Annotated in this window: 23 protein-coding genes; 18 read left to right on the top strand and 5 right to left on the bottom strand. The window is 71.9% G+C overall.

All coding sequences use genetic code 11. The annotated features are described in order from the left end of the window. Positions 1 to 126 precede the first annotated feature (126 nt). Genes QSK39_RS13725 through QSK39_RS13705 form a run of 5 tightly spaced genes read left to right on the top strand, consistent with a single transcriptional unit; the run spans position 127 to position 5,919 of the window. A complete protein-coding gene (locus QSK39_RS13725) occupies positions 127 to 1,830 on the top strand; it encodes a dipeptide ABC transporter ATP-binding protein (RefSeq protein ID WP_285478107.1) in 1,704 nt (567 codons plus the stop codon). Then, a complete protein-coding gene (locus QSK39_RS13720; protein ID WP_285478106.1) occupies positions 1,827 to 3,404 on the top strand; it encodes an ABC transporter substrate-binding protein in 1,578 nt (525 codons plus the stop codon). Before QSK39_RS13725 ends, QSK39_RS13720 begins: the two co-directional genes overlap by 4 nt. Next, positions 3,401 to 4,345 carry an ABC transporter permease gene (locus tag QSK39_RS13715; RefSeq protein ID WP_285478105.1) on the top strand — a complete coding sequence of 315 codons (945 nt, stop codon included), beginning with the start codon at positions 3,401 to 3,403 and terminating at the stop codon, positions 4,343 to 4,345. Before QSK39_RS13720 ends, QSK39_RS13715 begins: the two co-directional genes overlap by 4 nt. Continuing rightward, the gene (locus tag QSK39_RS13710) at positions 4,342 to 5,184 is read left to right on the top strand and encodes an ABC transporter permease (protein ID WP_285478104.1); all 843 of its coding nucleotides are present in this window, start codon (positions 4,342 to 4,344) and stop codon (positions 5,182 to 5,184) included. Before QSK39_RS13715 ends, QSK39_RS13710 begins: the two co-directional genes overlap by 4 nt. A 12-nt stretch (positions 5,185 to 5,196) precedes the next feature. Beyond that, positions 5,197 to 5,919, top strand: coding sequence for an alpha/beta fold hydrolase (locus tag QSK39_RS13705; protein ID WP_353051055.1), 723 nt, complete (start codon positions 5,197 to 5,199; stop codon positions 5,917 to 5,919). A 3-nt stretch (positions 5,920 to 5,922) separates the two neighbouring features. Here the strand turns inward: QSK39_RS13705 and QSK39_RS13700 are convergent, their stop codons facing one another. Continuing rightward, positions 5,923 to 6,849 carry an aldo/keto reductase gene (locus QSK39_RS13700; protein ID WP_285478103.1) on the bottom strand — a complete coding sequence of 309 codons (927 nt, stop codon included), beginning with the start codon at positions 6,847 to 6,849 and terminating at the stop codon, positions 5,923 to 5,925. Between the two features lie 45 nt (positions 6,850 to 6,894). On the opposite strand from QSK39_RS13700, the gene QSK39_RS13695 reads away from it, so the two are divergent. Further along, a complete protein-coding gene (locus QSK39_RS13695; RefSeq protein WP_285478102.1) occupies positions 6,895 to 7,623 on the top strand; it encodes an SDR family NAD(P)-dependent oxidoreductase in 729 nt (242 codons plus the stop codon). Here the strand turns inward: QSK39_RS13695 and QSK39_RS13690 are convergent. Continuing rightward, positions 7,620 to 8,909, bottom strand: coding sequence for an amidohydrolase (locus QSK39_RS13690; protein ID WP_285478101.1), 1,290 nt, complete (start codon positions 8,907 to 8,909; stop codon positions 7,620 to 7,622). The two genes, QSK39_RS13695 and QSK39_RS13690, sit on opposite strands and share 4 nt — an antisense overlap. 56 nt (positions 8,910 to 8,965) lie before the next feature. Between QSK39_RS13690 and QSK39_RS13685 the strand changes: the two genes are divergently transcribed. The 3 genes from QSK39_RS13685 to QSK39_RS13675 are packed head-to-tail and all read left to right on the top strand — an operon-like array spanning position 8,966 to position 11,864. Further along, positions 8,966 to 10,069, top strand: coding sequence for a zinc-binding dehydrogenase (locus QSK39_RS13685; RefSeq protein WP_285479899.1), 1,104 nt, complete (start codon positions 8,966 to 8,968; stop codon positions 10,067 to 10,069). A gap of 8 nt (positions 10,070 to 10,077) precedes the next feature. After that, entirely contained in the window at positions 10,078 to 11,025 is a 948-nt protein-coding gene (locus tag QSK39_RS13680) for an aldo/keto reductase (protein ID WP_285478100.1), read from the top strand. After that, on the top strand, positions 11,022 to 11,864 hold the full coding sequence (locus QSK39_RS13675; RefSeq protein ID WP_285478099.1) for an alpha/beta hydrolase: 843 nt from the start codon (positions 11,022 to 11,024) through the stop codon (positions 11,862 to 11,864). Before QSK39_RS13680 ends, QSK39_RS13675 begins: the two co-directional genes overlap by 4 nt. On the opposite strand, the gene QSK39_RS13670 is transcribed toward QSK39_RS13675, so the two are convergent. Beyond that, a complete protein-coding gene (locus QSK39_RS13670; RefSeq protein ID WP_285478098.1) occupies positions 11,848 to 13,278 on the bottom strand; it encodes a GMC family oxidoreductase in 1,431 nt (476 codons plus the stop codon). The two genes, QSK39_RS13675 and QSK39_RS13670, sit on opposite strands and share 17 nt — an antisense overlap. Positions 13,279 to 13,416: 138 nt before the next feature. Between QSK39_RS13670 and QSK39_RS13665 the strand changes: the two genes are divergently transcribed. The 6 genes from QSK39_RS13665 (at position 13,417) to hpaD (ending at position 20,504) form a co-directional block, all read left to right on the top strand. Next, positions 13,417 to 14,853, top strand: coding sequence for an aldehyde dehydrogenase family protein (locus QSK39_RS13665; protein ID WP_285478097.1), 1,437 nt, complete (start codon positions 13,417 to 13,419; stop codon positions 14,851 to 14,853). Positions 14,854 to 14,926: 73 nt separating this feature from the next. Further along, a complete protein-coding gene (locus QSK39_RS13660) occupies positions 14,927 to 16,345 on the top strand; it encodes a fumarylacetoacetate hydrolase family protein (protein WP_285478095.1) in 1,419 nt (472 codons plus the stop codon). Further along, positions 16,327 to 16,995 (top strand): GntR family transcriptional regulator, encoded by a 669-nt coding sequence (locus QSK39_RS13655; protein WP_285478094.1) that lies wholly within the window; start codon positions 16,327 to 16,329, stop codon positions 16,993 to 16,995. Before QSK39_RS13660 ends, QSK39_RS13655 begins: the two co-directional genes overlap by 19 nt. A gap of 16 nt (positions 16,996 to 17,011) precedes the next feature. Further along, positions 17,012 to 17,959: a 4-hydroxy-tetrahydrodipicolinate synthase gene (dapA, locus tag QSK39_RS13650; protein ID WP_285478093.1), complete on the top strand. Its 948-nt coding sequence runs from the start codon at positions 17,012 to 17,014 to the stop codon at positions 17,957 to 17,959. Then, complete coding sequence (hpaE, locus tag QSK39_RS13645; protein WP_285478092.1) at positions 17,956 to 19,464, top strand: 5-carboxymethyl-2-hydroxymuconate semialdehyde dehydrogenase; 1,509 nt, start codon at positions 17,956 to 17,958, stop codon at positions 19,462 to 19,464. The genes dapA and hpaE overlap by 4 nt, the downstream gene beginning before the upstream one ends. After that, positions 19,461 to 20,504: a 3,4-dihydroxyphenylacetate 2,3-dioxygenase gene (gene hpaD, locus QSK39_RS13640; protein ID WP_285478091.1), complete on the top strand. Its 1,044-nt coding sequence runs from the start codon at positions 19,461 to 19,463 to the stop codon at positions 20,502 to 20,504. Before hpaE ends, hpaD begins: the two co-directional genes overlap by 4 nt. Here hpaD and QSK39_RS13635 read toward each other — a convergent pair. Together QSK39_RS13635 and QSK39_RS13630 are read right to left on the bottom strand one after the other, a co-directional pair. Then, positions 20,487 to 22,382 (bottom strand): prolyl oligopeptidase family serine peptidase, encoded by a 1,896-nt coding sequence (locus QSK39_RS13635; RefSeq protein ID WP_285478090.1) that lies wholly within the window; start codon positions 22,380 to 22,382, stop codon positions 20,487 to 20,489. The two genes, hpaD and QSK39_RS13635, sit on opposite strands and share 18 nt — an antisense overlap. A 20-nt stretch (positions 22,383 to 22,402) precedes the next feature. Beyond that, positions 22,403 to 22,816: a DUF6292 family protein gene (locus QSK39_RS13630; RefSeq protein WP_285478089.1), complete on the bottom strand. Its 414-nt coding sequence runs from the start codon at positions 22,814 to 22,816 to the stop codon at positions 22,403 to 22,405. A 144-nt stretch (positions 22,817 to 22,960) separates the two neighbouring features. Between QSK39_RS13630 and QSK39_RS13625 the strand changes: the two genes are divergently transcribed. The 3 genes from QSK39_RS13625 to QSK39_RS13615 all read left to right on the top strand — a co-directional run bounded on the left by QSK39_RS13625 (position 22,961) and on the right by QSK39_RS13615 (position 25,935). After that, positions 22,961 to 24,352, top strand: a complete 1,392-nt coding sequence (locus tag QSK39_RS13625) for an FAD-binding oxidoreductase (RefSeq protein WP_285478088.1) — start codon at positions 22,961 to 22,963, stop codon at positions 24,350 to 24,352. Next, on the top strand, positions 24,334 to 25,629 hold the full coding sequence (locus QSK39_RS13620) for an SAM-dependent methyltransferase (protein WP_285478087.1): 1,296 nt from the start codon (positions 24,334 to 24,336) through the stop codon (positions 25,627 to 25,629). The genes QSK39_RS13625 and QSK39_RS13620 overlap by 19 nt, the downstream gene beginning before the upstream one ends. A gap of 102 nt (positions 25,630 to 25,731) precedes the next feature. Continuing rightward, positions 25,732 to 25,935: a cold-shock protein gene (locus tag QSK39_RS13615; protein ID WP_004558414.1), complete on the top strand. Its 204-nt coding sequence runs from the start codon at positions 25,732 to 25,734 to the stop codon at positions 25,933 to 25,935. The last annotated feature ends 163 nt before the right edge of the window (positions 25,936 to 26,098 follow it).

Genomic DNA, 26,098 nt, shown 5'->3' with positions numbered 1-26,098 from the left:
TTCCTACGTTCGTAGAATAAAACCATTGACACGCCCTTCCGGGAGTGTCAACATGCGTAAAACTACCCCTGCCGGCCCCCGGCAGTCCGGCTCGCCCGTCGCGGCGGGCGCGAGGAAGGGGAATCCATGACGCTGCTCGAAATCCGGGACCTCACCGTCGGTGTCGTCACCGAGGACGCCGAGCGCGAACTCGTGCGGGAGCTGTCCCTCGATCTCGAGCAGGGGCAGACGCTCTGCGTGGTCGGCGAGTCCGGCAGCGGCAAGACCGTGACCGCCCTGTCGATCATCCGCCTGCTCGAGTTCGTCGCCCCGGTGCGCACCCGCGGCGAGATCGCGATCGACGGCGTGGACGTCACGAAGCTGCCCGCCGATGCCATGCGTGCCTACCGCGGCCCGCGGATCGGCATGATCTTCCAGGAAGCCCTCGACTCGCTGAACCCCGGCCGCCGCGTCGGCGGGCAGCTGGTCGAGGCCTACCGCGAGGCCGGGTCGCTGCCCGGGCAGGCGGCCCGGCGCGGCAGCCCGCTGCGCGAGCGGGCCGAGGCCAAGGCGCGCCGGCTGCTCACCGAGGTCGGGCTCGCCGACACCGGCCGGATCCTGCGGCTGTACCCGCACCAGCTGTCCGGTGGCATGCAGCAGCGCGTGATGATCGCGCTCGCCCTGATGGCCGACCCCGACCTGCTCATCGCCGACGAGCCGACCACCGCCCTCGACGTCACCACGCAGGCGGAGATCCTCACGCTCTTCGACCGCGTGCGCCGCGACCACGGGACCGCGTGCGTGTTCATCACCCACGACATGGGGGTCGCCGCGCAGGTCGCCGACCGGATCGCGGTCATGTACCGCGGCCGCCTGGTCGAAACGGGGTCCCGCGACGACATCCTGACGCGGCCTCGGCACCCCTACACCCGGGCGCTGCTCGGCTGCGTGCCGCAGCTCGGCGTCAGCCGCCGCGACGGCTTCCCGGTCATCTCCCCCACGATGACCCTCGAGACGCCCGCGGTGGCACATTGTCCGGACCGGGTCCACCAGGGGGCTCCGCTCACGATCGAGCGAGTGTCCAAAGTGTACGGCCAAAAAGGACACGGCGTGCGAGCCGTGCGGGACGTCTCCCTCGAGATCCCGCCGGGCGAGTTCTTCGGCCTGGTCGGCGAGTCCGGCTCCGGCAAGTCCACCCTCGGCAGGGTGGTGACCGCGCTCGAACCGCCGACCTCGGGCACCGTCACCTTCGGCCCGCACGGGATCGGACCCGCCGGGCTGACCGGCGCCGAACGCGCGTTCCGCCGCCGCGTCCAGCTGATCTTCCAGGACCCGCAAAGCTCCCTCGATCCCCGCCACACCGCCGCGCGGATCATCGCCGAGCCGCTCAAGGAGCTGACACCGCTGCGCGGCGCCGAACTCGACCGGCGGGTCGCCGACCTCATCGACGAAGTCGGCCTGCCGAAGGACACGGCGGGCAAGCTCCCGTCCCAGCTGTCCGGCGGCCAGCGCCAGCGCGTCTCCATCGCCCGCGCGGTCGCCGCCGGGCCCGAGCTGATCGTCGCCGACGAACCGACGTCCGCGCTCGATGTGTCGGTGCAGGGCCAGGTCATGAACCTGCTGCTCGACCTGCGCCGCACTCGCACGCTGAGCCTGCTGTTCATCACCCACAACCTCAGCCTCGTGCTGTCGGTGGCCGACCGCGTCGGCGTCATGTACCGCGGCGAGCTGATCGAAACCGGCACCCCGGACGAGATCCGCCTCGCCCCGCGGCACGACTACACGCGACGGCTGCTCGCCGCGAACCCCGACCTGCCCGCCCTCCCCCACACAGGATCGACGCGCCCATGAAGAGACTCCCCTTGCTCGCCGCCCTCGCCACCGCGGCCACGCTGCTCGCCGGCTGCATGGGCGGCGCCGGAACGCCGGCCGCCGCCGACGGGCCGCCGGTCCGCGGCGGCAACCTCACTGTCGCCGTCCCCACCGATCCGCAGTCGCTCGACATGGTCGCCAACCCCGGCCAGGTCACCGCGCAGATCGGCAACATGCTGTACGAGAAGCTGTTCGAAGTGGACCAGCACTTCGTCGCGCGGCCGATGCTCGTCGACACGTTCACGACCAGCCCGGACCGGCTGACCTACACCTTCAAGCTCCGCCAGGGCGTCACGTTCCAGGACGGCAACCCGCTGACCGGCGCCGACGTCGTCGCGAGCCTGCAGCGCTGGCAGAAGAGCCATCGCACCGGCCAGCTGGTCACGCCGGACATCGACACGATCGCCGCGCCGGACCCGGCCACCGTCACCATCCACCTCAAGCGGCCGCGCTACCCGCTGATCGACGAGCTGGCCGGCGCCGGCACCGAGATCTACGAGGCGAAGAACCTGGTGGGCCTGCCCGCCACCGGCTTCGGCCAGGACAAGGCCATCGGCACCGGGCCGTACAAGCTCAAGAGCTGGGACATCGGCCAGCAGCTGGTGCTGGAGCGCTACGACGGCTACCGGTCGCGGTCCGAGGAGGACTGGGGCGGCCAGGCCGGCGCCAAGCACGCGTACCTCGACACGGTCACCTACAAGATCGTCGGCGACCAGGACGCGCTGGTCAACGGCCTGCAGACCGGCCAGTGGGACCACGCGATGCCGGCGAACGACCAGTACGAGCAGCTCAAGGCCAACCCGAACCTCGTCGTGCACAACCTGCCCGGCGGCAACGAGAACGTCATCATCCCGAACTTCAACCCCGGTTCGAAGTTCGCCGACCCGCGGGCGCGCGAAGCGCTGAACCTGCTGCTGGACAAGCCGGCCATCAACGCGGCGACCGGCGGCAGCAAGGACCTGACCATCGAGACCGGCGCGTTCGCCTCCCCGGACAACAAGGCGTCGTACTCGACCGCCGGCCAGGACGTCTACCAGCAGCACGATCCGGCGCGGGCGAAGCAGCTGCTCGCCGAGGCCGGGATCACCGCCGGGGCGACGATCCACATCGTCACCACGAACTCCTACCCCGAGTTCGGCAAGTGGGCCGTGCTCATCCAGGACGAGCTGGGCAAGATCGGGCTCGGCGCCAAGATCGACACCTACGACTTCGCCACCATGCTCGGCACGCTCACCAAGGACCCGGGTGGCTGGGACATCACGACGCTGTTCTTCGACTCGTCGCTGACCTCGCCCGCCCAGATGCCCGCGCTCACCCTCGGCACGCTGAACGGTTCGTCGTCGCCGGAGCTGGACGGGCTCATGACCGAGTTCAACGCCTCGACTACGCCCGAGCAGGCCAAGACCGTCATCGACAAGCTGCAGGCCTTCACGTGGAAGCAGCTGTCGGTGATCACGCTCAGCCAGTCGAAGCTGTACGCGGCCTACACCCCGCGGCTCAAGGGCTACGGCGACTTCTACCGGGTGTTCTGGAACTCCTGGCTGGCGTCGTGACCGGCGTGCTGCTGCGCCGGCTGCGCGACCTGGCGATCATCCTGGCCATCGTCGGCACGATGATGTTCTTCGTCATCCGGCTGATCCCGGGCGACCCGGCCCAGGCCATCCTCGGCCCCACCGCGCGCCCGGCCGACGTCGCGGCGCTGCGCTCGAGCATGGGTCTCGACGGATCCCTGTGGCAGCAGTACCTGACCTGGGCCGGGCACGTGCTGCGCGGCGACTTCGGGACGTCGATCACCTACCACCAGCCGGTGCTCGACGTGGTCGCTTCGCACATCGTGCCCACCTTGACGCTGGCCGTGCTGTCCACGGTCATCAGCTTCTTCCTTTCGGTCGCGATCACGGCGTGGCAGGCGGTGTCGCCCCGCAACCCGGTGGCCCGCGCGCTCGATCGGGTGTCGGCACTCGGCATGGCGATGCCCGACTTCTGGATCTCACTCGTGCTCGTGCTCGTCTTCTCGGTGACGCTGCGGTGGTTCCCCTCAAGCGGCTACCACGACCTGCTGACCGATCCGGTGGCCGCGGTGCCCGCGCTGGTACTGCCGGTGGCGGTGCTCGTCATCGGGCAGACGGCGCTGTTCGTCCTGACGCTGCGAGAGAGCGTCCTTGGGGAACTGCCGCTGGCCTACCTGCGCACCGCCCGCGTCAAGGGCCTGCCCGAACGGCAGGTCATGCTGAAGCACGTCCTGCCGAACGCGCTGATGCCGCTGGTCACGCAGCTCGGCAGCAACTTCGCCATGCTGGTCGGCGGGATCGTGATCATCGAGTCGATCTTCGTCGTGCCCGGCCTCGGCCACCTGCTCATGGGCGCGGTGTCCACGCGCGACTTCCCGCTGATCCAGGGCGTGACGTTGTTCGTCGCGGTGCTGTTCGTCGCGGTCAACCTGCTGGTCGACCTCTCCTACGCGCTGCTCGACCCGAAGGTGCGCGTCGCGTGAGCCGCAACCGCACCCTGGTGATCAGCTCGGTGCTGCTCGGGCTGGTCGTGCTCGCGGTGATCGCGGCGCCGTTCTTCCTGCCGAGCGTCAGCGCGACCGACCCGGTGCACCGGCTGCTGCCGCCGTCGGCCGCGCACCCGCTCGGCACGGACTCGTTCGGCCGGGACGTACTCGCCCGGCTGGTGTCCGGCGGGCGGGCGTCACTGGGCCTGTCGGCGTTGATCACGCTCTGCGCGGCGTTCTCCGGCATGGTGATCGGCCTGGTCAGCGGGTTCTACCGGGCGGCGGACGCGGTGCTGATGCGGCTGATGGACGCGTGGATGTCGTTCCCGGCGATCATCCTGGCGATGGCGCTGGCCATCTCGCTCGGCGCCAGCATCTGGACCGAGCTCATCGCGCTCACGGTGATCCTCACGCCGTTCACCGCGCGGGTCATCCGCAGCCGCGTGCTCGGCGTCACCGGCCGGCAGTACATCGGCGCCGCGCGCGTGTCCGGGATGAGCCGCGGCAAGATCCTGCTGGTGCACGTGTTCCCCAACGTGCTGCCGCTGGCCCTGGTGCAGGTCGTCATCCTCGCCGCGGCCGCGATGCTGGTCGACGGCGCGATGAGCTTCCTCGGCCTCGGCATCGCGCCGCCCACCCCGACCTGGGGGAACATGATCGCCGAGGGCCGGTCCTACCTGGTCACCGCGCCGTGGCTGGTGGTCGTGCCGGGCGTGACGATCATGCTCTGCGTGTTCCTGCTCAACCTCATCGGCTCCGCGCTGCGGACCGCCGTCGACGCCCGCGCCCGCACGCTCGGCGAGCTGCAGCGGCTGCGCTCGCGTTCCCGCTCCTGAGAGAGGACTTCCTTGACGCTCTCCCCTTCCCCGGCCGTGCGCCGGTTCGCCCCCGACGGCCCGCCCGCCGGCCCGCCGGTGCTGCTCCTGCACGGCTTCGCCTCCGACGGCGCGACCGACTGGGTCAGCACCGGCTGGCCGGCGGCGCTCACCGCGTCGGGCCGCCCGGTGCTCGTCCCCGACCTGCCCGGCCACGGCTCGAGCCCGGCACCCGTCGACGCCACCCCGAAAGCCTTGGTGGAGGAGCTGGCGCTGGCGCTCGGCGAGGTGTCCGAAGTGGACATCGTGGGCTACTCGCTCGGCGCGCGGCTGGCGTGGGAGCTGCCCGCGCGGCTGCCGGTCCGGCGGCTGGTGCTCGGCGGGCTCAGCCCGCACGAGCCGTTCGGCGCGGTCGACGTCGAGGCGGCGCTGGCCTTCGCGGGTGGCGGGAAGCTTCCCGCCGACCCGCTGACGGCGGCGATCGCCCGGATGATCACCGCACCCGGCCGGGACCCGGTCGCGCTGGCCCGCTGCATCGAAGGGCTGCGGAGCGAGCCGTTCGCTCCACGGGCCGGCACGATCGAGGTCCCGACGCGGTTCGTGGCCGGCCGGGACGACCCGATCAGCGCGGGCATCGAGCAGCTGGTCCGGCTGGTGCCGGGCAGCGAGCTGCTGACGGTTCCGGGTGATCACGGCGCGGCTCTGCGCGGCGCACCGTTCCGCATCGCGGCCCTCACGTTCCTCGACCCGCCCTAGCAGTCACCAGGAGCCGTCGGGGTTGACGTCGCGGTCCAGCCACAGGTGGTCGAGGGCCGTGCGGATCTCCGTGCCGTGCCGGCGGGCCAGGTCGAGCGCGCCCAGGTTGTCGGCCAGCTGGCCGGCCCGGCTCACTCCGAACAGGACGTTCGCCACCGGTGCGTACGCCAGGCAGAACGCCAGCGCGAGCTGGGCCCGTGTCGCGCCGAAGTCCGCCGCGATCGCCGTCAGCTCGGCCGCAGCGTCCACGATGGACTGACGGATGCCGCCCGGGTCGGCACCGATCTTGCGCGCGGGGGTCGCGTTGCCCAGCAGGACGCCGCCTTCGAAGACGTCCGAGGCCTGCAGCACCAGCCGTCCGCTCGCGATGTGCTTGCCGTAGCACTCGCCTTCGGCCATCGACCGGCGGGCGATCGAGTACTTCAGCTGCGCGAACTCCGGCGCGGGGAGACCTTCGCGCGCGGCGAACTCCAGCGCGAGGTCGAGGTCGGCGGCGAGCCAGTTGTTGACGCCCCAGCCGCCGATCCGCCCGGCCCGGACCTGCTCGGCCACCTCCGTCACGACCCGCGGGACGTCCGGCCGCTCGCGGTAGTCCCCCACCACGACCAGGTCCGCGTGCCCGGTGCCGATCCGGCCCAGCGACGTCTCCAGCTGCCGCGCGAACCCGGCACGCGGGTAGTCCCACAGCCACAGCTTCCCGCAGAGCACGTAGTCCTCGCGCGCGATCCCCGCGTCCCGCACGGCCTTCCCGAAGATCACGTCGGTGCGTGAGTTCTCCGCGTGCGGGCCGAAGTCGTAGTGCGCCACGTCGAACAGCCGCACGCCGGTGTCGACCGCGGTGCGCAGCAGCCGGACGGCGTCGCCGAACCCCATCCGGTCCCAGGTGTTCCACGAACCGAGGCCGAAGACCGACTTCCCGAGCACGCTCACGAGCTTTCCTTCCGTTTCAGCACATCGTTCGTCTACGATTGTAGAATGAAAGCACGGATCGTGGTGGTCACGGGTGGCGCGAGCGGGATCGGACGAGGGGTCGCCGAAGCGTTCCTCGCCGCGGGCGACCGGGTCGTCCTCGCCGACGTCGATGCCCGCGCGGCGCACGACGTCGCCCGGGAGCTCGGCGCGGAGCACGTCGAACTGGACATCTCGGACCCGAGTTCGGTCGACGCGGCCGTCTCACTCGTCTCGGACCGCTTCGGGCCGGTGGACGTGCTCGTCAACAACGCCGGGCTCGCCGGCGGCGGCGGGCCCCTGACCGGACTGGACATCGACGTCTTCGACCGCTGCGTGCGGGTCAACTTCCGCGGCACGTTCCTGATGACCCGCGCGGTCGGCGCGCACATGGTCGCGGCGGGGACGCGGGGTGCGATCGTCAACGTCTCCTCGATCGGTGCCCGCCAGCCGACGCCGGGCCTCGGCCACTACGAAGCCACCAAGGCGGCCGTGGACGCGCTGACGCGGTCGGCGGCGCTCGAGCTGGCCCCGCACGGAATCCGGGTGAACGCGGTCGCGCCCGGCCCGGTGCGCACACCGATGACCGCCGGGTTCGCCGCGGACACCGCCGCCCGCGCGGCCTGGGAGGCCCGGATCCCGCTGGGGCGGATCGCCGACGTCGAGGACGTCGCGCCGGCGGTGGTCTTCTTGGCGGCCGCGAAGCACATCACCGGGGTGAGCCTGGCGGTCGACGGCGGGCAGCTCCTCACTTAGGCCTCGTGGACGATGCGGCCGCCGGTCACGGTCAGCTCGACCGCGACCGACGGCAGGTCCGCCAGGGCGATGTCGTGCGGATCGTCGGCCAGGACGCAGAAGTCGGCCGCCATGCCGGGTACGAGTGAGCCCTTCCAGCTCGCCGATCCGTCCTGCGCGGCGGCTTCGGTGGTATAGCAGCGAAGGAGCCGCGCAGTCAGGTCCGGTGTCACACCTCGCAGGCCGAGCAGCTCCCCCGCCGCCGCGAGGTGGACGCGCCAGTCCGGCGTGACGACCGGCGCGTCGCTGCTCAACGTCAGCCGGACCCGGGAGCCGAGGATGCTCCGGAGTGGCCACGCCTTAGCCGCGACTTCGTTGCCCAGGGCGGTGGCGACCATCGGGCGCATCGCCGTCGCGATCGCCGGCTGCGTGGTCAGGCCGACCCCGGTGGACGCCATCCGGCGCAGCTGCGCGGGCGTGACGAGATCGCCGTGGACCAGGTGGTCGCCGGCCCGCAGATGGGCGAGCGCGGCTTCGATGCTGCGCTCCCCCGTCGCGTGCACCCCGACGACCAGGCCCGCCCGATGGGCCGCCGCGATCATCGACGCCAGGTTCGCCGCGCGGGCGTCGTCGTCGGGGCCGTCGACGAGCAGGGCGCCGTGGGAGCCGTCGGCGTAGCAGTGGTGCGTCCAGGCCGTGCGCATCGGCGGGATCCCGTCGGCGAAGATCTTGACGCCGGTGACCGCCAGCCACTCCGGATCCGCGTCCGGCACCGGCGTTTCCAGGCCACGCAGGAAGTCCTCCGCCGAACTGACACCGTCGAGGAGGCCGAAGAGACGCAGGACGGTGACCCGCGCCCGCAGCCGGCCTTCGCGGTGCAGGGCCGCGTATTCGCCCAGGACTTCCGCCGAGAAGCACCCCGTCTCGCCGGGGCCGAGGCCGGGTTCGGTGTAGCTGGTGATGCCCAGCGACGCGCAGACCTCGCCCGCGCGCAGGATCGCCGCCCGGCGTTCCGCGCCGGTCGTCACCGGCTTCTCCTCGTGCGGCGCGCCGAGCAGCGGGTGCGGCCAGCGCGCGCCGAGCCAGGTGGCGTGCAGGTGCGCGTCGTTGATGCCGGGCAGCACCGTGCGCCCGGCGAGGTCCAGGACCGCGGTGGCCGGTCCGATGTGGCCGGTGACGTCCCCGACCGCGAGGACGCGGCCGTCGCGCACGGCCAGGCCGTCCGCCACCGTGCCCGCCGCGTCGAAGGTGTGCACGGTGCCCCGGTGCACCACCAGGTCGGCCGGCCGGATCCGTTGTGGCGTCATGGTTTCCTTCCGGCCCTGGACTTTATCTTCCACAACTGTAGACTAAAACGATGGCCCTGCCCACCCACACGGAGGCCGCCGTCCTCACCGGCCACCACGCGCCCCTCGAACTGCGCGAGCTGCCCCTTCCCGGGGAGCCGGAGCCCGGCGCCGCACTCGTCCGGCTCACCTGCACCACGTTGTGCGGCACCGACGTCCACCTCTGGTCGGGGGAAATGAGCCTGCCCGGCATGCTGCCGATGGTGCTGGGGCACGAGATGGTCGGCGAAGTCGTCGCCACCGGAGCCGGCACCACCGACACGCTCGGCCGCGAAATCCGGCCCGGTGACCGCATCGGCTGGTCGGAGTCGACGTGCGGCCGCTGCCACGGCTGCACGATCCTGCGCGAACCGGTCGCGTGCGAGCGTCGCGGCTACGGCTTCCTCCAGCGCGCCGACCGGTTCCCGTACGCGACCGGCGGACTCGCCCGACATTGCTACGTCACGCCCGGCGCCGCGAAACTGCTGCTGCCGGACGACGTCGAGGACACCTGGGCGTCGATGTCCGGCTGCGCGGGCAAGACGGTGCTGCGCGCGGTCGCGCGGTCCGGCGGTATCCGTCCGAACGCGACGGTCGTCGTCCAGGGCGCGGGCGCGCTCGGCGTGTTCGCGACGGCCGTCGCGCGGCTCTGCGGTGCCGGGGTGGTGATCACCGTCGGCGGGCCTTCGTCCCGCCTCGAAGTGGCCGAACGGTTCGGGGCCACGGCGACCGTCCCCGTCGAGTCCACTCCGGACGACCGCGTCGAGCGGGTGCGTGAGCTGACCGGCGGCCGCGGCGCGGACCACGTCTTCGACTTCGCGGGCGGGCCGACGATCGGCGAAGAGGCCGTCGCGTTCGCGGCACAACGCGGGACGGTCGCGATCGTCGGGTCGACCGGGCCGGCGCCCTCCCCCGTGCCGCTGGGGACGGTGATGGGCAAGGAGCTGACGATCGCCGGGTCGCTCAACGGCGACATCGCCGACTACCACCGTTCCGTGGAGTTCTTCCGCGCGTTCGCCGGCCGGATGCCCTGGGCGGAGCTGTTCAGCGCGCCGGTCGGGCTGGCCGGCGCGTCCGCCGCCGTCGAGTCGATGTCCCGGCTCGGCGAGCTCAAAGCCGTCATCGACCCCCGCCTGCCCTAGGAGCTTTCGTGACGATCCCCCAGCGCCGCATCGGCCGCGACGGCCCGCTCACCGGCGTCCTGTCCCTCGGTTCCTGGCACACGTACGACCGGATGGACTTCCGCGACGCGGTCACGCTGCTGCGGACCGCCGTCGACGCCGGCATCACGCTGTTCGACGTCGGCGTGTACGGCTTCCCGGGCAGCCCGCCGGTGTTCACCGACGTGCTGTTCTCCGCCATGGTCCGGGCCGCGGGCCTGCGCCGGGAGGACTACCAGCTGTCGGCGAAGCTGTGGCTGGAGGGATATCCCGAGCAGAGCCTGCGGGCACAGCTGGAGAACGCGCTGTTCCGGGCCGGGGTGGCGCACGCCGACCTGGTGATCCTCGGCGACCTGCGGCGCGACGACACCGAGCTGCCCGCTCTGGTCGCCGAGCTCGCCGCGTTGCGGGCCGAAGGCCTGATCCGCCAGTGGGGCGTGAACAACTGGTCGGCCGGCGCGGTCCGCGCGGTGCACGACATCGCCCTCGCCGAGGGAGCGCCCGGTCCCGCGATCGCGCAGCTCAAGTACAGCGTCGCGCGTCGGTCCATTCCGGACGGATCGCCGTTCGCCTCGGTGTTCTCGCTGGGGATTTCGCTCCAGGCGTCGGACGTCTTCGAGGGCGGCGTGCTGCTCGGCAAGGGCGGGCGGCAGATCGGCCGGGACCCGGGGGACGTCCGGCAGCGGATCGCGGACTCGGCGTCCGATCTCTCGAAGGTCGCGTCGAGCCTCGGGGTGACACCGGCGCAGCTGTGCCTGGCTTTCACGCTCACCCACCCGGCGAACACCACGACGTTGTTCGGCGCGACCAGTGCCGAGCAGCTTTCCGACAACCTGGCGGCGGTCGCGGTGGTGGAGCGGGAGGGCGCCACTGCCCTGCGCTCGCTCGTCGAGCCGTTCTGGGCGGACCGTGACGCCGTCGATCCGGAGGGGCCGTGACCCCGGAGCTGTCCGCTTCGACGCTGCCGGCGGTCCGGGCGGCGATCCGCAACCTCACGCCGACGGAGGCGATCGGCGACCGGGACATCGTGTGGGCGGACCACGTCCTCGACGGGGGCATGGTCGTCACGGTGCTGCGGCCCCGGCTCGCGCGGCCGGACGCACCCGGGCTGTACAGCATCCACGGCGGCGGCATGGTCATGGACGACCGGTTCGCCGACCTGCCGCGGCTGGTGGCGCTCATCGAGGAGTTCGGGTTCGTCGCGGCGACCGTCGAGTACCGGCTCGCGCCGGAGCACCCGCACCCCGCCCCGCTCGAAGACTGCTACGCGGGTCTCGTGTGGTTCGCCTCGGCCTTCGGTTTCGAGAAGCTGATCGTGGGTGGTGGCAGTGCGGGCGGCGGACTGAGCGCGGGCGTGGCGCTGCTCGCCCGCGACCGCGGCGGCCCGGCTTTGGCGGGTCAGCTGCTGCTGTGCCCGATGCTCGACGACCGGACGTCGGCGGACCTCCCGGGACTCGTGTGGTCCCGCGAGGCCAACGACTTCGGCTGGCGCAGCCTGCTGAACGGGCGGACCTCGCCGTACGCGGCCCCGGCCCGGATGGCGGACCTCGGCGGGCTGCCGCCGGCGTTCGTCGAGGTGGGCGGCGCGGAGCTGTTCCGCGACGAAGACGTGGCGTACGCACAGCGGCTGGCTCAGGCGGGAGTCCCGGCGGAGCTGCACGTCTGGGCGGACGCGCACCACGGCTTCGACCGCTTCGCGCCGGAGTCGGAGGTGACCCGGGCGGCGTTGGCGGCGCGGTCCTCGTGGCTGCGCCGGCTGCTCATCCTGCCAGGATGAACTTCGCGGCCTGCTCCCCCACCAAGACCGCCGGGGCGTTGGTGTTGCCGGTCGTCACGCGCGGCAGCACCGATGCGTCCGCGACGACGAGCCCGTCGAGGCCGTGCACCGCCAGTTCCGGGCTCACCACCGCCGCGTCGTCCGTTCCCATCCGGCACGTGCCGACCTGGTGGTGGTACGTGATCGCCGTCCGGCGGACGTACTCCCGGACGTCGTCCTCCGGGGCGGGGTACAACTGCCGCGCGCCCCACTCCGAGGCCAGCGCCGGTGCCCGCCCCACCGCCGAACACTGCTCCACCGACGCCACCAGGCTCTCGAAGTCCGCCGGCGAGGACAACGCGCCCAAGTCGATCAACGGAGAGCCGTCCGGGGCCAGCCGCAGGCTTCCCCGGCTCTCCGGCGTCACCATGCCCGCCATCAGCGAGAACCCCGTCGGCGGGCCGGACATCCACGGCTCGTACATCGGGACGCTGAAACAGATCGGCTGTGTGTCCGGCACCGCCAGGCCCGGGCGGCTGCGCCAGAACCAGTGCACCTGGGTCACCGAGCGGCCCGGCACCGGCACGACCGGCTCGTCCGTCGCGAAGATCACCGGCGAGAGGAGATGATCGTGGAGGTTGCGCCCCACCCCGGGCAGGTCCGCGACGACGTCGATGCCGAGCGCGGCCAGCTCGTCGGCCGGGCCGACACCGCTGCGCAGCAGGATCGCGGGCGACGCCAGCGCACCCGCCGCGAGCACCACCAAGTCCGCCGACAGCTCCCGCACCGATCCCTCGAGGGACGCCACCACGCCCGTGACGCGCGAACCGGAGAACCGCAACCGGTGCACCGAAGCTCCCGTGTGGACAGTCATCCGCGAGGCCACCGGAGAACCGTAGGCGTGCCAGGTGTTGAATCTCCGACCGTTCCGCAGGGTGACCTGCTGGACCGAAACGCCGTCCAGAGAACCACTGTTGTAGTCCGGATTCGAAGGCAACCCCACGGAAACGCAAGCGTCCATGATGGACTGCTGAACCGGGTGCAGCGGCTCGTTCGGGACGATCTCGAGGAGGTCCTTCTCGATCCGCTCGAACACCGGCACGACGTCGGACCACGTCCAGCCGGGCAGGCCCCAGCCGTCGTAGTCGGCGGGGGCGCCGCGGACCCAGATCATCGCGTTGAGCGCGTGCGACCCGCCGAGCACCTTGCCCCGCGGCAGGTGCAGCCGCCGGCCGGCCGCGTGCGGCTGCGGGACCGTGTGGAAGTCCCAGTCCTCCGGTCCGTGCCAAAGCTCCCCCGCCCGGGCCGGGTCGTGGATGGCGGGGTTCCCGTCCGGGCCGCCCGCTTCCAGGAGCGTCACGGCCGCACCCGCGTCCACCAGCCGTCGCGCCACCACCGAGCCGGCCGAGCCGGCGCCCACCACGATCACGTCCATGCGCTTCAGCCTGACGTGCGTCCCGGGCCGTGGAGCGCGTTCCTTCGCCGTCGGTCAACGGGCATGCGTGAGCGGACAAGACCCGCGGCGCCCCGGCGCCCGATACTCGGCTCACCCAAGGCCGAGGAGGAACCCGGGATGGCGACACGCCTGTGCATCGACGGCCAGTGGACCGAGGCCGGCGGCGGGACGATCCCGACGCTCGACCCGGCCACCGGCCGCGTGCTCGAAGAGGTCGGCACGGCGTCGAAGGCCGACGTCGACGCCGCGGTCGCGGCCGCCCGGCGGGCCCTGAGCACGCCGGAGTGGGCCGGGCTCCTGCCGGTCCGCCGCGCCGCGCTGCTGTTCCGCCTGGCCGACCTCGTCGAGGAGCACCACGAAGAGCTGGCCCGGCTGGAAACGCTCGACCAGGGGCAGCCGATCGGCGTGTCCCGGCAGGTGAGCGTCACCGGCGCGGCCGAGCACTTCCGCTACTTCGCGGGCTGGGTGACCAAGCTGCAGGGCACGACGAACCCGGTGTCGTTCCCGGACACCCTGCACTACACCCGCCGCGAGCCGGTCGGGGTGAACGCGCTGATCACGCCGTGGAACTTCCCGCTGATGATCCTCGCGTGGAAGCTCGCGCCCGCGCTGGCCACCGGCAACACCGTGGTGATCAAGCCCAGCGAAGTCACGCCGCTGACCAGCATCCGGCTGGTCGAGCTGGTCCACGAAGCCGGGATCCCGGCCGGCGTGGTCAACCTCGTCACCGGCGACGGCGCGGTCGGCGCCCTGCTGACCGAACACGCGGACGTCGACCACGTCTCCTACACCGGCTCGACGGCCGTCGGGAAGCTGATCACCGCGGCGAGCGCGGCGTCCAACCTCAAGCGGCTCACCCTCGAACTCGGCGGGAAGGCCCCGAGCATCATCGCGGCCGACGCCGACCTCGACGCCGCTGTGGCGGGCAACCTCGCCGGGGCGACGCTCAACACCGGCCAGGTCTGCGCCGCGTACACGCGGTTCTATGTCGATCGCCGGCGCGAGCAGGAGTTCGTCGACAAGCTCGCCCGCGGCCTCGACGGCCTGCGGATCGGCCCCGGCACCGACGAGACCACGCAGCTCGGCCCGCTGGTGTCCGAGAAGCACCGCGAGCACGTCGACTTCCTCGTGGGCACCGGCCGCGAGCAGGGCGCCGAGCTGGTCACCGGCGGGAACCCGGTCGAGCGCGACGGCTACTTCTACGCCCCGACGCTGTTCGCCGGCGTCCGCGACGACATGGCGATCATGCGCGAGGAGATCTTCGGCCCGGTCCTGGCCGTGACCGCCTACGACGACGGCGACGAGCTCCTGGCCCGCGCCAACGACACCGAGTACGGGCTCGCCGCGACGGTGTGGACGCGCGACCTGCGCACCGCCCAGCGCTACGCGGACGGCATCCGGGCCGGCGCGGTGTTCGTCAACATGCCGCCGGTCCCGGACATGGCCGCGCCGTGGGGCGGCTACAAGGCGTCCGGCTGGGGCCGCGAGATGGGGCCGTGGGCCCTCGACGCCTACACCGAGACGAAGTCCGTGTGGCTGCACTACGGCGGGTGAACGGGGGTTTCCCTCGGCCGTCGATCGTATATTATTTGAAATATCTTCCCGCACCGGCAGGCAGGAACCCCGGATGACCAGCATCACGCGGCCCGGCAAGATCATCGCGCTGCACCTCAACTACCGCTCCCGCGCCGCCCAGCGCGGCCGCGTCCCGGAGCAGCCGTCGTACTTCCTCAAGCCGCCGACTTCCGTGGCGGCGAGCGGGTCGGCGCTCGAACGCCCGGCCGGCACCGAGCTGCTGGGCTTCGAAGGCGAGATCGCGCTGGTCATCGGCCGCACCGCCCGCCGCGTGCCCCTCGAAGACGGCTGGTCGTACGTCGGCGGCGTCACCGCGGCCAACGACTTCGGCGTCTACGACCTGCGCTACGCCGACAAGGGCAGCAACCTGCGCTCCAAGGGCGGCGACGGCTTCACCCCGCTCGGCCCGGCGGTCCTGCCCGCGGCAGACGTCGACCCCGCCGCGCTGCGGCTGCGCACCTGGCTCAACGGCGAACTGGTCCAGGAGGACACCACCGGCGACCTGCTGTTCGGCTTCGGCCGGCTGGTCGCCGACCTCTCCCAGCTGATCACCCTCGACCCCGGCGACGTCGTCCTGACCGGCACGCCCGCGGGCGCGTCGGTCGCCATCCCCGGCGACGTCGTCGAGGTCGAGGTCGACACCGCCGGGCACACCACCGGCCGGCTGGTCACCCCGATCACCGAAGGCACCGTCCCGTTCGCGCCGTACGGCGCCCTCCCCCGCGCCGACGACCGGCAGCGGGCGGACGCTCACGGCACCGCCGAACCAGGCTTCGAGCTGACGCCGGAACTGCGTGAGAAGCTCGAGTCCGTCGGCACCGCAACCCTTTCCGCGCAACTGCGCAAGCGCGGCTACGACGCGGTGTCGATCGACGGGCTCACGTCCACCCGGCCGGGCGCCCGGCTGACCGGCCGCGCCCGGACCCTGCGCTACCTGCCCTACCGCGAGGACCTGTTCCGCAAGCACGGCGGCGGCTACAACGCGCAGAAACGCGCGATCGACGGCCTCGGCCCCGGCGACGTCCTCGTGATGGAGGCCCGCGGGGAACGCGGCACCGGGACGGTCGGCGACATCCTCGCGCTGCGGGCCCAGGTGCGCGGCGCCGCCGGGATCGTCACCGACGGCGGGGTCCGCGACCTCGCCGCGGTGTCCGCTTTGGACATTCCCACCTACCACGCCGGGCCGCACCCGGCGGTGCTCGGCCGCCGGCACGTGCCGTGGGACGTCGACGTCGCGATCGCCTGCGGCGGCGCGGCCGTCTGCCCCGGCGACGTCATCGTCGGTGACGGCGACGGCGTTCTGGTCATCCCGCCGGACCTCGTCGAGGAGGTCGCCGACGCGGCGATCGAGCAGGAGCGGCAGGAGACGTTCATCGCCGAGCAGGTCGCCGCGGGCGAGCGCGTCGAAGGGCTCTACCCGATGGACGAGCACTGGCGCGGGAGGTATGCCGCATGGCTCGCGAAACGGTGAACGGCACCGCGCTGAGCAAGTCGCGGATCGCCTACGAGTGGATCAAGGCCCGGATCGCCGACGGCACCTTCTCCCCCGGCTACCGCCTCGTCCTCGGCCAGCTCGCCCAGGAGCAGGGGGTCAGCGTGGTCCCCATCCGCGAGGCGATCCGGCTCTTGGAGGCCGAAGGGCTGGTGACGTTCGAACGCCACGTCGGCGCGCAGGTCGCGATGGTCGACGAAAGCGAGTACCAGCACACGATGCAGACCCTCGCGCTGGTCGAGGGCTACGCCGCGGCGCTGGCCGCGCCGCACCTGCCGCCCGGCGCGCTCGACCGGGCGCGGGCGCTCAACGCCGAGCTGGCCGACTGCCTCGGGCACTTCGAGCCGGCCCGGTTCACCGCGCTCAACCGGGACTTCCACGCCGTGCTGTTCGGCGCCTGCCCCAACCCGCAGGTCCTCGACCTGGTCCGGCGCGGCTGGGACCGGCTCAGCGGGCTGCGCACCTCGACGTTCAGCTTCGTGCCCGGCCGGGCCCGGCAGTCCGTGGCCGAGCACGAGCAGATCCTCGGCCTGCTCGGCGACGGCGCTCCCGCGGCCGACGTCGAACAGGCCGTCCGCGCCCACCGGCTGGCGACGCTCGACGCGTTCCTCGCCCACCGCCATCCCTGACGCAGAAAGGCACCCCATGCGCTTCCGCTCCGACCCCCAGGCCATCCGCGGGTCGATCGCGCCGCTGATGACGCCGTTCACGGCCGACGGCGCGGTGGACCACGACGGCCTGAAGAACCTCGTGCGCTGGCAGCTCGCTTCGGGCACGCACGGCATCTCGATCGGCGGCTCGACCGGCGAGCCGGGTTCGCAGACCGTCGCCGAACGCGCCGAGGCGATCCGCACGGTCGCCGCCGAAGTCGGCGACCGCGTGCCGTTCCTCCCGGGGACCGGCTCGGCGAAGCTCGACGAGACCCTCGAGCTGACCGCGGCCGCGCGCGACGCCGGGATCGATGCGGCCCTCGTCATCACGCCGTACTACGCCCGGCCGACGCAGGACGCGCTGTTCGTCTGGTACCGCACGGTCTGCCGGGAGTTCCCCGACCTGCCGATCGTCGCCTACAACGTGCCCAGCCGGACCGCCGTCGACCTCGCGCCGGAGACGGTCGCGAAGCTCTACCGCTCCTGCGACAACTTCGTCGGGATCAAGGAGACGACGAAGGACTTCGAGCACTTCTCCCGCGTGCTGCACCTCTGCGGCCGGGAGCTGCTGGTGTGGTCCGGGATCGAGCTGCTCTGCCTGCCGCTGCTGGCCCTCGGCGGCGCGGGATTCGTGAGCGCGACGGCCAACATCGCCCCCGCCGCCTGCGCCGAGATGTACACCGCGTGGCAGTCCGGCGACCACGAACGGGCGCGGGAAATCCACTACGGCCTGCATCCGCTGGTGGACCTGCTGTTCGTCGAGACCAACCCGGCACCCGGGAAGTGGGTGCTGGAGCAGCGCGGGCTGATCGCGTCCGGGCACGTGCGGCTGCCGCTGATCACGCCGACCGAGACCGGTCTCGCCCGGATCAAGGGATTCCTAGCGGACGGCGAGAAGTACCTCTCGCCGGTCGAAGGCTTCACTGTGGAGGGGAAAGCATGACCCACTACGTCCCGGAAGGACTGCCGGGCGAGCTGAAGCACTACATCGGTGGTGAGCTCGTCGACAGCGTCTCCGGCAAGACGTTCGACGTGCTCGACCCGGTGTCGAACACCCCGTACGTGACCGCGGCCGCCGGCCAGGCCGAAGACGTCGACCGCGCGGTCGCGGCGGCACGCACCGCGTTCACCGGCGGGCCGTGGCCGCGGATGCTGCCGCGGGCCCGTGCGCGGGTGCTGAACAAGATCGCCGACGCCGTCGAAGCCCAGGACGCCCGGCTGGCCGAGCTGGAGACGTTCGACACCGGCCTGCCGATCACCCAGGCGCTCGGGCAGGCCCAGCGCGCCGCCGAGAACTTCCGGTTCTTCGCCGACCTCGTAGTCGCCCAAGCCGACGACACCTACCAGGTGCCCGGGCGGCAGGTGAACTACGTGCACCGCAAGCCGGTCGGCGTCGCCGGGCTGATCACGCCGTGGAACACGCCGTTCATGCTGGAGAGCTGGAAGCTCGCGCCCGCGCTGGCCTCGGGGTGCACGGTCGTGCTGAAGCCGGCCGAGTTCACCCCGCTGTCGGCGAGCCTGTGGGCCGGGATCTTCGCCGACGCCGGCCTGCCCGACGGCGTCTTCAACCTGGTCAACGGCTTCGGCGAAGAAGCGGGCGACGCGCTGGTCAAGCACCCGGGCGTCCCGCTGATTTCGTTCACCGGCGAGACCACGACCGGGCAGACGATCTACCGCAACTGCGCGGCCGGGCTCAAGGGCATGTCGATGGAGCTGGGCGGCAAGTCCCCGGCGATCGTGTTCGCCGACGCCGACCTCGACGCCGCGCTCGACTCGACGCTCTTCGGCGTGTTCTCCCTCAACGGCGAACGCTGCACCGCCGGCAGCCGCATCCTCGTCGAACGGCCGATCTACGACGAGTTCTGCTCGCGGTACGCCGAGCGCGCGCGGAACATCGTGGTCGGCGACCCGCACGACCCGGCCACCGAGGTCGGCGCGCTCGTCCACCCGGAGCACTACGAGAAGGTGATGAGCTACGTCGAGCTGGGCAAGACCGAAGGCCGGCTGCTCGCGGGCGGCGGTCGTCCGTCCGGTTCGGACAGTGGCAACTACGTGGCGCCGACGGTCTTCGCCGACGTCCCGTCGTCCGCGCGGATCTTCCAGGAGGAGATCTTCGGGCCGGTCGTCGCGCTGACGCCGTTCGACTCCGAGGCCGAAGCGCTGGCACTGGCCAACGACGTCAAGTACGGGCTCGCCGCCTACCTCTGGACGTCGGATCTCGAGCGGGCGCACACCTTCGCGCAGTCGGTCGAGGCCGGGATGGTCTGGCTGAACTCGCACAACGTCCGCGACCTGCGGACGCCGTTCGGCGGGGTCAAGGCGTCCGGCCTCGGCCACGAAGGCGGCTACCGCTCACTCGACTTCTACACCCACCAGCAGGCGATCCACGTCTCGCTCGGCCCGGTGCACACGGCCCGGTTCGGCAGCGTCCGGAAAGGACAGTCATGACCGCCACCCCGCCGGACGTCCTCCGCTGCGCGTACGCCGAGCTCGTCGTCACCGACCTGGCGGCGGCACGGGCGTTCTACGTCGACGTGCTCGGTCTCGTGGTCACCCACGAGGACTCCGAGGCGCTGTACCTGCGGGCGTTCGAGGAATACCTGCACCATTCGCTGGTCCTGCGGAAGGGCGCCACGCCCGCGCTCGGCGTGCTGGCTTACCGCGTGCGGAGCGCCGCCGACCTCGACCTGGCCGAGGCGTACTACCGCGAGCTCGGCTGCCGGGTCGAGCGGCGGGCGGCCGGCGCGACCCGCGGCATCGGCGAGGCGGTGCGGGTCCTCGACCCGCTCGGGTTCCCGGTGGAGTTCTTCCACGCGGCCGAGCACGTCGAGCGGTTCACGCAGCGCTACGACGTCCACGGTGCCGGCGCGCTGTCGCGACTGGACCACTTCAACCTCGACACCCCGGACGTCCCGGCGGCCCGGAAGTACTACGAGGGCCTGGGTTTCCGCGTGTCCGAAGACATCCAGGACGAGGACGGCACGGTGTACGCGGCATGGATGTTCCGCAAGCCGACGGTGCACGACGTCGCCCTGACCGGCGGCGACGGCCCGCGGCTGCACCACATCGCGTTCGCGTCGCACGAACGCCACCAGATCCTGCACATCTGCGACCACCTCGGCGCGCTGCGCAAGCCGGGCATGATCGAGCGCGGCCCGGGCCGGCACGGCGTGTCGAACGCGTTCTACCTCTACCTCCGCGACCCCGACGGCCACCGCATCGAGATCTACACGCACGACTACTACACCGGCGACCCGGACAACCCGGTGATCACCTGGGACGTGCACGACAACCAGCGCCGCGACTGGTGGGGCAACCCGGTGGTGCCCAGCTGGTACACCGACGCGTCCGTGGTGCTGGACCTTTCCGGCGAGGTCCAGCCGGTCGTCGCCCGGGCCGAGCCGCGCGAAGCCGACGTCACCATCGGCGCGGACGGGTTCTCCTTCAGCACCGGGGAGGCCGAGTTCAAGCTAGGCGAGCAGGTCTGAGAACCACGCGCGCGAGCGGTTCAGGACGTCGATCTGGTGGCCGCGTTCGCGAATCGAATGGTTCTCGCGCGGGTAGACGACGAACTCGTGGTGCTTCTCGCCCAGGGCGCGGTGCAGGAGTTCGGCTTGCGAGAGCGGGACGTTGCTGTCGTCCTCGCCGTGCAGGATGAGGACGGGCGTGCGGATCTTCGCGGCGTGGGTGATCGGGCTGTGCTCCGCACCGCCGAGCGCGGCTTCGAACCGGCTGTGCTCGCCGGTGGCGGCCAGCAGCGGCCAGTCGATGACGCCCGCACCGACCACGGCCGCCCGGAACCGGCCGGTCTGCGTCACGGCCCAGGCGGCGAAGAACCCGCCGTGGCTCCAGCCGCCGAGCCCGAGCCGGGCTTCGTCGGCGACGCCGTCGTGCACGAGGACGTCGATGCCGGTGAGGACGTCGGTGAACTCCGCGCCGCCGACGTCCCCGGCGACGCTCGCCGCGAAGGCGTGGCCGTGGCCGTGGCCGCCGCGGGCGTTCGGGAGGAAGACCGCGAAACCGGCGGCGGCGAGCCATTGGCCCGACGGGTACCAGCCGAGGTGGAAGCGGTCGGCGTACCGGTCGTAGGGGCCGCCGTGGACCAGGGTGACCAGTGGGAAGGGGCCGTCGATTTTCGTCTTTCCCGGCGGGAGGATCAGGAGCCCATCGAGGTCGAGGCCGTCCGGGGCGCGGTAGTGCAGCCGGTGCTGGGTGCCCCAAACGCGGTCCGGCGTGAGTTTCGTAAGGCGTGTCATTTGCCGGGGCGGGCCGGCGTGGATCTCGTCGGGTTCGGTTGCGGTGCTCGCGACCACGGCGATCACCCGGCCGTCGCGGCTCGCGCTCAGGGAGGCGCCGTGGACCCGGGCGACCTCCGTGAAGGCGGCGTCGAGGCGGCGGACGGTCGTGTCCAGTCCTTCGGCGAACAGGGCGAGCGGCGGGCCTTCGCCGACCTGGACGAGTTCGGTTGGGCAGATCTCGAGGCCATCGGTGAGGTTCTTGTCGCCGTCGAAGATCGCGGTGCCGCCGATCAGGCCGGGCGGGGTCAGGCCGAGGTAGGCGAGGTGCCAGGCGGTGCCGTCGTGCCACCAGACAGGATCGGCAGCTTCGAGAGCCGGGGTGTCGAGGTCGTGGGTCTCGCCGGTGGCGAGGTCGACGAGGTGGAGGCCGGGTTCGAAGACACCGGGCTCCCGATCGGCACAGGACCAGGTCAAGACGGCGAGGGCCGACCCGTCCGGGCGGACGGCGACTTCGCACACGTGCCGGTCACCGAGGTCGCCGAGGGGACGGATGGTGGCGGTGGCGAGGTCGAGCAGCCAGAGCCGGTCGGGGCGGTCCCGGGTGTCCCAGGCCCGAGGAGGGCGCGGTTCGGCCTTCGCGGCCGGTGCTGCGTCCGGCCGATCGGGCTGGGCTTCCTCGTCTTCGCCCGGCCTGACTGTCCGGACCCGCGGGTCGCCGGTTCGCTCCGCCGGATCCGGTGCGATCACCACCACCGACTGCGATCCCGGCACCGGCACATGACCACTCACGCCCGCGGTCCGGTCCGTCAGCCGCTCGGGCTCACCGCCGTCGAGGCCGATCCGATAGAGCTGCGCCGTTCCCCGCTCTTCGCGGTCCGACAGGAAGAACACCGACCTCGAGTCCCCGGCCCACCGCGGCGACCGATTCTCGGCCGTACCGCCGACCAGCTCCCGCGCAGGCGCACTCCCGTCCACCGGGACAAGCCACAACCCGCTGACCGGGTACTCCCCCGCCCGGCCCACCGGTGCCGTCACGTACACGACCCACCGGCCGTCCGGGGAAATCCGCGGTTCGCGCGGCACCAGCCGGTCGACCACCTGCTCCGCCGTCAGTTCCCCCATGTCCATGGAGGCCAGTCTGCCCGAAGCTAGAGGGCCAGCGCCGTCAGCAGTTCCTCGTGGTCGCCCGGCTCGCGCAGCGCCGGGGCTTCGGGTGTTCCGGCGTCCGGGTCGCCGGCGCGGATCGCCGCCAGGAACCGGACCACCGCGCGCGGCTCGGGCAGGACCGAACCGCCGAGGTATGACAACACCGTCGCGCCGTCGCGGTCTTCGATCGCCGCCGCCCAGCCGTGGGCCTCGTCCCAGACCAGCGCCAGGTCGTGTCCGGGGAACCGGGTCAGGCGCCAGTCGAGCGCGATGTACGCCGCCGCCGGGGTTCCCGTGTCCAGGGTGCAGGACTCCAGCCCGACCCCCACCGCGCCGGCCACCGCGGCGACGTAGCCGCGCAGCCCCCGCTCGAACGAGAACTCCGTGTCGCGCCCGAAATCGATCAGAATGCTCAACGCCGCCTCGCTTTCCCCAGGTCGCCGCGGGATCCCCGCGGTCGGTCCCCGGATACCCGCCTTCGCCGTGATCAACCACGAAGATCCGATGTTCATGCCCGCCGGCACAGTGCGCCCGACCTCGCCGTGAGGCAGGATCGGGACGTGACCATCGATCAGGCCGGGGTACCCGAAGCCCGTCCGGGCCCGGCGTTCCCCGAGCACGAAGCCCGCGTCGACGACCTGCGCAGGCAGCTCACGGCGATCAGCGGCGAAGCCACCGTCCGGCTCGCGAAGCGGACATCCAACCTCTTCCGCTCCCGGGCCGCCGCGAAACACCCCGGACTGGACGTTTCCGGCTTCACGCACGTCCTGCGCGTCGACCCCGAAAGCCGCACCGCCGACGTCGAGGGGATGGTCACCTACGAACAGCTCGTCGACGCCACGCTGCCGCACGGCCTGATGCCCCTGGTCGTCCCGCAGCTCAAGACCATCACCCTCGGCGGCGCCGTCACCGGGCTCGGCATCGAGTCCTCGTCCTTCCGCAACGGCATGCCGCACGAGTCGGTGCTCGAACTGGAGATCCTCACCGGGGACGGCCGCATCGTCGTCGCCACCCCCGGCAACGAGCACGCCGCCCTCTTCCGCGGCTTCCCCAACTCCTACGGCACCCTCGGCTACGCGCTGCGCCTGAAGATCGTCCTCGAGCCGGTGAAGCCGTTCGTCGAGCTCCGGCACGTCCGCCACCACGACCGCGACACGTACTTCCGCGCCCTCGCCGAAGCCTGCGACAGCGGCGAGCACGACTTCGTCGACGGCACGGTGTTCGGCCCCGACGAGCTGTACCTCACCCTGGCCTCGTTCACCGACACCGCGCCGGCGACCAGCGATTACACCTGGCTCGACATCTACTACCGCTCGATCCAACAGCGCGAGACCGACCACCTCACCGTCCGCGACTACCTCTGGCGCTGGGACACCGACTGGTTCTGGTGCTCCCGCGCGTTCGGCGTCCAGCACCGGCTGCCGCGGCTGCTGCTCGGCCGCCGGTTCCTGCGGTCGTCGGTCTACTGGAAGGCCGTGGCGCTCGACCGCCGGTTCAAGATCGCGCAGCGGCTGCTCAAGCTCCGCCGGATGCCGCCGGAAGAGACCATCGTGCAGGACATCGAGGTGCCGGTCGGCCGCGCCGCCGAGTTCCTCGAGTTCTTCGAGCGCGAGATCCCGATCAGCCCGGTCTGGGTCTGCCCCCTGCGGCAGCGTCCCGGCGGCGTCCGCTGGCCCCTCTACGAGCTGGACCCCGAAGCGCTCTACGTCAACTTCGGGTTCTGGTCGGCCGTGCCGCTCGACCCCGGTGAGCGCGACGGCGTGCACAACCGGATGATCGAGAGCGAAGTCACCCGGCTGGGCGGGCACAAGTCGCTCTATTCGGACAGCTTCTACGCCGAAGACGAGTTCTGGCGGCTCTACAACGGGGAAACCTACCGGGAGCTCAAGCGGACCTACGACCCGGACGAGCGGCTGCTCGGCCTCTACGAGAAATGTGTCCGCCGCCGGTGAAAGGAACGAACGTGACCCAGGCAAGCACCCCGGTCGGCGAGGTCTTCGAGCGCCTGCTCGGCCCCCGCGCGACCGTGTCGATCAGCGCCTACGACGGCAGCAGCAGCGGCCCGGCCGACGCGCCGGTCGCGATCCAGGTGCGCTCGCCGCTGGCGCTGGACTACCTGATGTCCTCCCCCGGCGACCTCGGCCTCGCCCGCGCGTACGTCGCGGGCGCGCTCGACGTCACCGGCGACCTCTACACGGCGCTGCGCGCGCTCTCGGCCCAGGTCGACCAGCTCACCCCGGCCGACCGGCTGTGGCTGCTGCGCAAGCTCGGCGCCCGCCACCTGCGGATCGTCAAGCCGCCCGCCGAGGAGCACCCGAGCCGGATCCGGCGCGGGATGACCGCGCTCCGGCACTCGAAGGGCCGCGACAGCGAAGCCATCGCCAGCCACTACGACGTGTCCAACCGGTTCTACGAGCTGGTCCTCGGCCCGTCGATGGCCTACACGTGCGCGGTGTACCCGGAGGCCGGCGCCACGCTGGAGCAGGCGCAGGAGCACAAGTTCGACCTGGTCTGCCGCAAGCTCGGCCTCGAACCCGGGATGAAGCTGCTCGACGTCGGCTGCGGCTGGGGCGGGATGGTCGCGCACGCCGTGCGGCACTACGGCGTCGAGGCGCTCGGCGTCACGCTCTCGCGCGAGCAGGCCCAGTGGGCGCAGAAGAACATCGTCTCCCTCGGCTTGGCCGACCGCGCCGAGATCCGGCACCTCGACTACCGGGACGTCACCGAAACCGGGTTCGACGCGATCTCGTCGATCGGTCTCACCGAGCACATCGGCGCCCGCAACGTGCCCGGCTACTTCCGGTTCCTCGCGGCCAAGCTCAAGCCGCACGGGCGCCTGCTCAACCACTGCATCACCAACCCGGACACCAGCGTCGCGCACCGCTCGCGCGGCTTCATCGACCGCTACGTCTTCCCGGACGGCGAGCTCGAGGCGCCCGGCGAGCTCGTCACGGCCATGCACGACGCCGGCCTGGAGGTCCGGCACTCGGAGAACCTCCGCGAGCACTACGCGCTGACGCTGGCCGGCTGGTGCGCCAACCTCGACGAACACTGGGACGAGGCGGTGGCCGAGGCGGGCGCCGGCCGCAGCCGGGTGTGGGCGCTCTACCTGGCCGCCTGCCGGCTGGCCTTCGAACGCCGCGAGATCGAACTGCACCAGATCCTCGGCGTCCGGACCGACAGCGAGGGCGGCATGGGGATGCCGCTGCGCCCCGATTGGGGAGTTTGACCACCGGGGCTGGCCAGTCCGGACCGGTTGATGCGAGGATGGTCCCGAGACCGGGCGTCCGAACGGGACGTCCAGGCTCACCAAAAAAGAGTAGGTATGGGTATGGCTCAGGGCAGTGTCAAGTGGTTCAACGGTGAAAAGGGCTTCGGCTTCATCGCGCAGGACGGCGGGGGTCCGGACGTGTTCGTCCACTACTCCGAGATCCAGGGCAGCGGCTTCAAGTCGCTCGACGAGGGTCAGCGCGTGGAGTTCGAGATCGGCCAGGGTCAGAAGGGCCCCCAGGCCCAGCGCGTGAGCGTCATCTGAGCCACGAGGCACCGAAGGCCCTCGCCCCCCACCGGGGCGGGGGCCTTTCTCGTTCGCGGCCACACGGCGGGTTCACAACATTCCTGTAACGTGGGTGGTGTCGAGAGCCCCTCGGATGCCGGCGTCCCCGCCGGCCCCGCTCCCGACCTCGGCCGAACCCGGT

Origin of the sequence: Amycolatopsis sp. NBRC 101858 (genome assembly GCF_030269325.1) — a bacterium.
Classification (GTDB): domain Bacteria; phylum Actinomycetota; class Actinomycetes; order Mycobacteriales; family Pseudonocardiaceae; genus Amycolatopsis; species Amycolatopsis ponsaeliensis.
Note: the sequence above shows the minus strand (reverse complement) of the source record. Positions and strands in the feature narration are given on the sequence as shown.

Coding starts and splice junctions, on each gene's coding strand:
- QSK39_RS13690 (WP_285478101.1), bottom strand. CDS start 8,909: ATGACGCCACAACGGATCCGGCCGGCCGACCTGGTGGTGCACCGGGGC.
- dapA (WP_285478093.1), top strand. CDS start 17,012: ATGCGCTTCCGCTCCGACCCCCAGGCCATCCGCGGGTCGATCGCGCCG.
- QSK39_RS13660 (WP_285478095.1), top strand. CDS start 14,927: ATGACCAGCATCACGCGGCCCGGCAAGATCATCGCGCTGCACCTCAAC.
- QSK39_RS13695 (WP_285478102.1), top strand. CDS start 6,895: ATGAAAGCACGGATCGTGGTGGTCACGGGTGGCGCGAGCGGGATCGGA.
- QSK39_RS13725 (WP_285478107.1), top strand. CDS start 127: ATGACGCTGCTCGAAATCCGGGACCTCACCGTCGGTGTCGTCACCGAG.
- QSK39_RS13635 (WP_285478090.1), bottom strand. CDS start 22,382: ATGGACATGGGGGAACTGACGGCGGAGCAGGTGGTCGACCGGCTGGTG.
- QSK39_RS13720 (WP_285478106.1), top strand. CDS start 1,827: ATGAAGAGACTCCCCTTGCTCGCCGCCCTCGCCACCGCGGCCACGCTG.
- QSK39_RS13620 (WP_285478087.1), top strand. CDS start 24,334: ATGTGTCCGCCGCCGGTGAAAGGAACGAACGTGACCCAGGCAAGCACC.
- hpaD (WP_285478091.1), top strand. CDS start 19,461: ATGACCGCCACCCCGCCGGACGTCCTCCGCTGCGCGTACGCCGAGCTC.
- QSK39_RS13665 (WP_285478097.1), top strand. CDS start 13,417: ATGGCGACACGCCTGTGCATCGACGGCCAGTGGACCGAGGCCGGCGGC.
- hpaE (WP_285478092.1), top strand. CDS start 17,956: ATGACCCACTACGTCCCGGAAGGACTGCCGGGCGAGCTGAAGCACTAC.
- QSK39_RS13655 (WP_285478094.1), top strand. CDS start 16,327: ATGGCTCGCGAAACGGTGAACGGCACCGCGCTGAGCAAGTCGCGGATC.
- QSK39_RS13615 (WP_004558414.1), top strand. CDS start 25,732: ATGGCTCAGGGCAGTGTCAAGTGGTTCAACGGTGAAAAGGGCTTCGGC.
- QSK39_RS13670 (WP_285478098.1), bottom strand. CDS start 13,278: ATGGACGTGATCGTGGTGGGCGCCGGCTCGGCCGGCTCGGTGGTGGCG.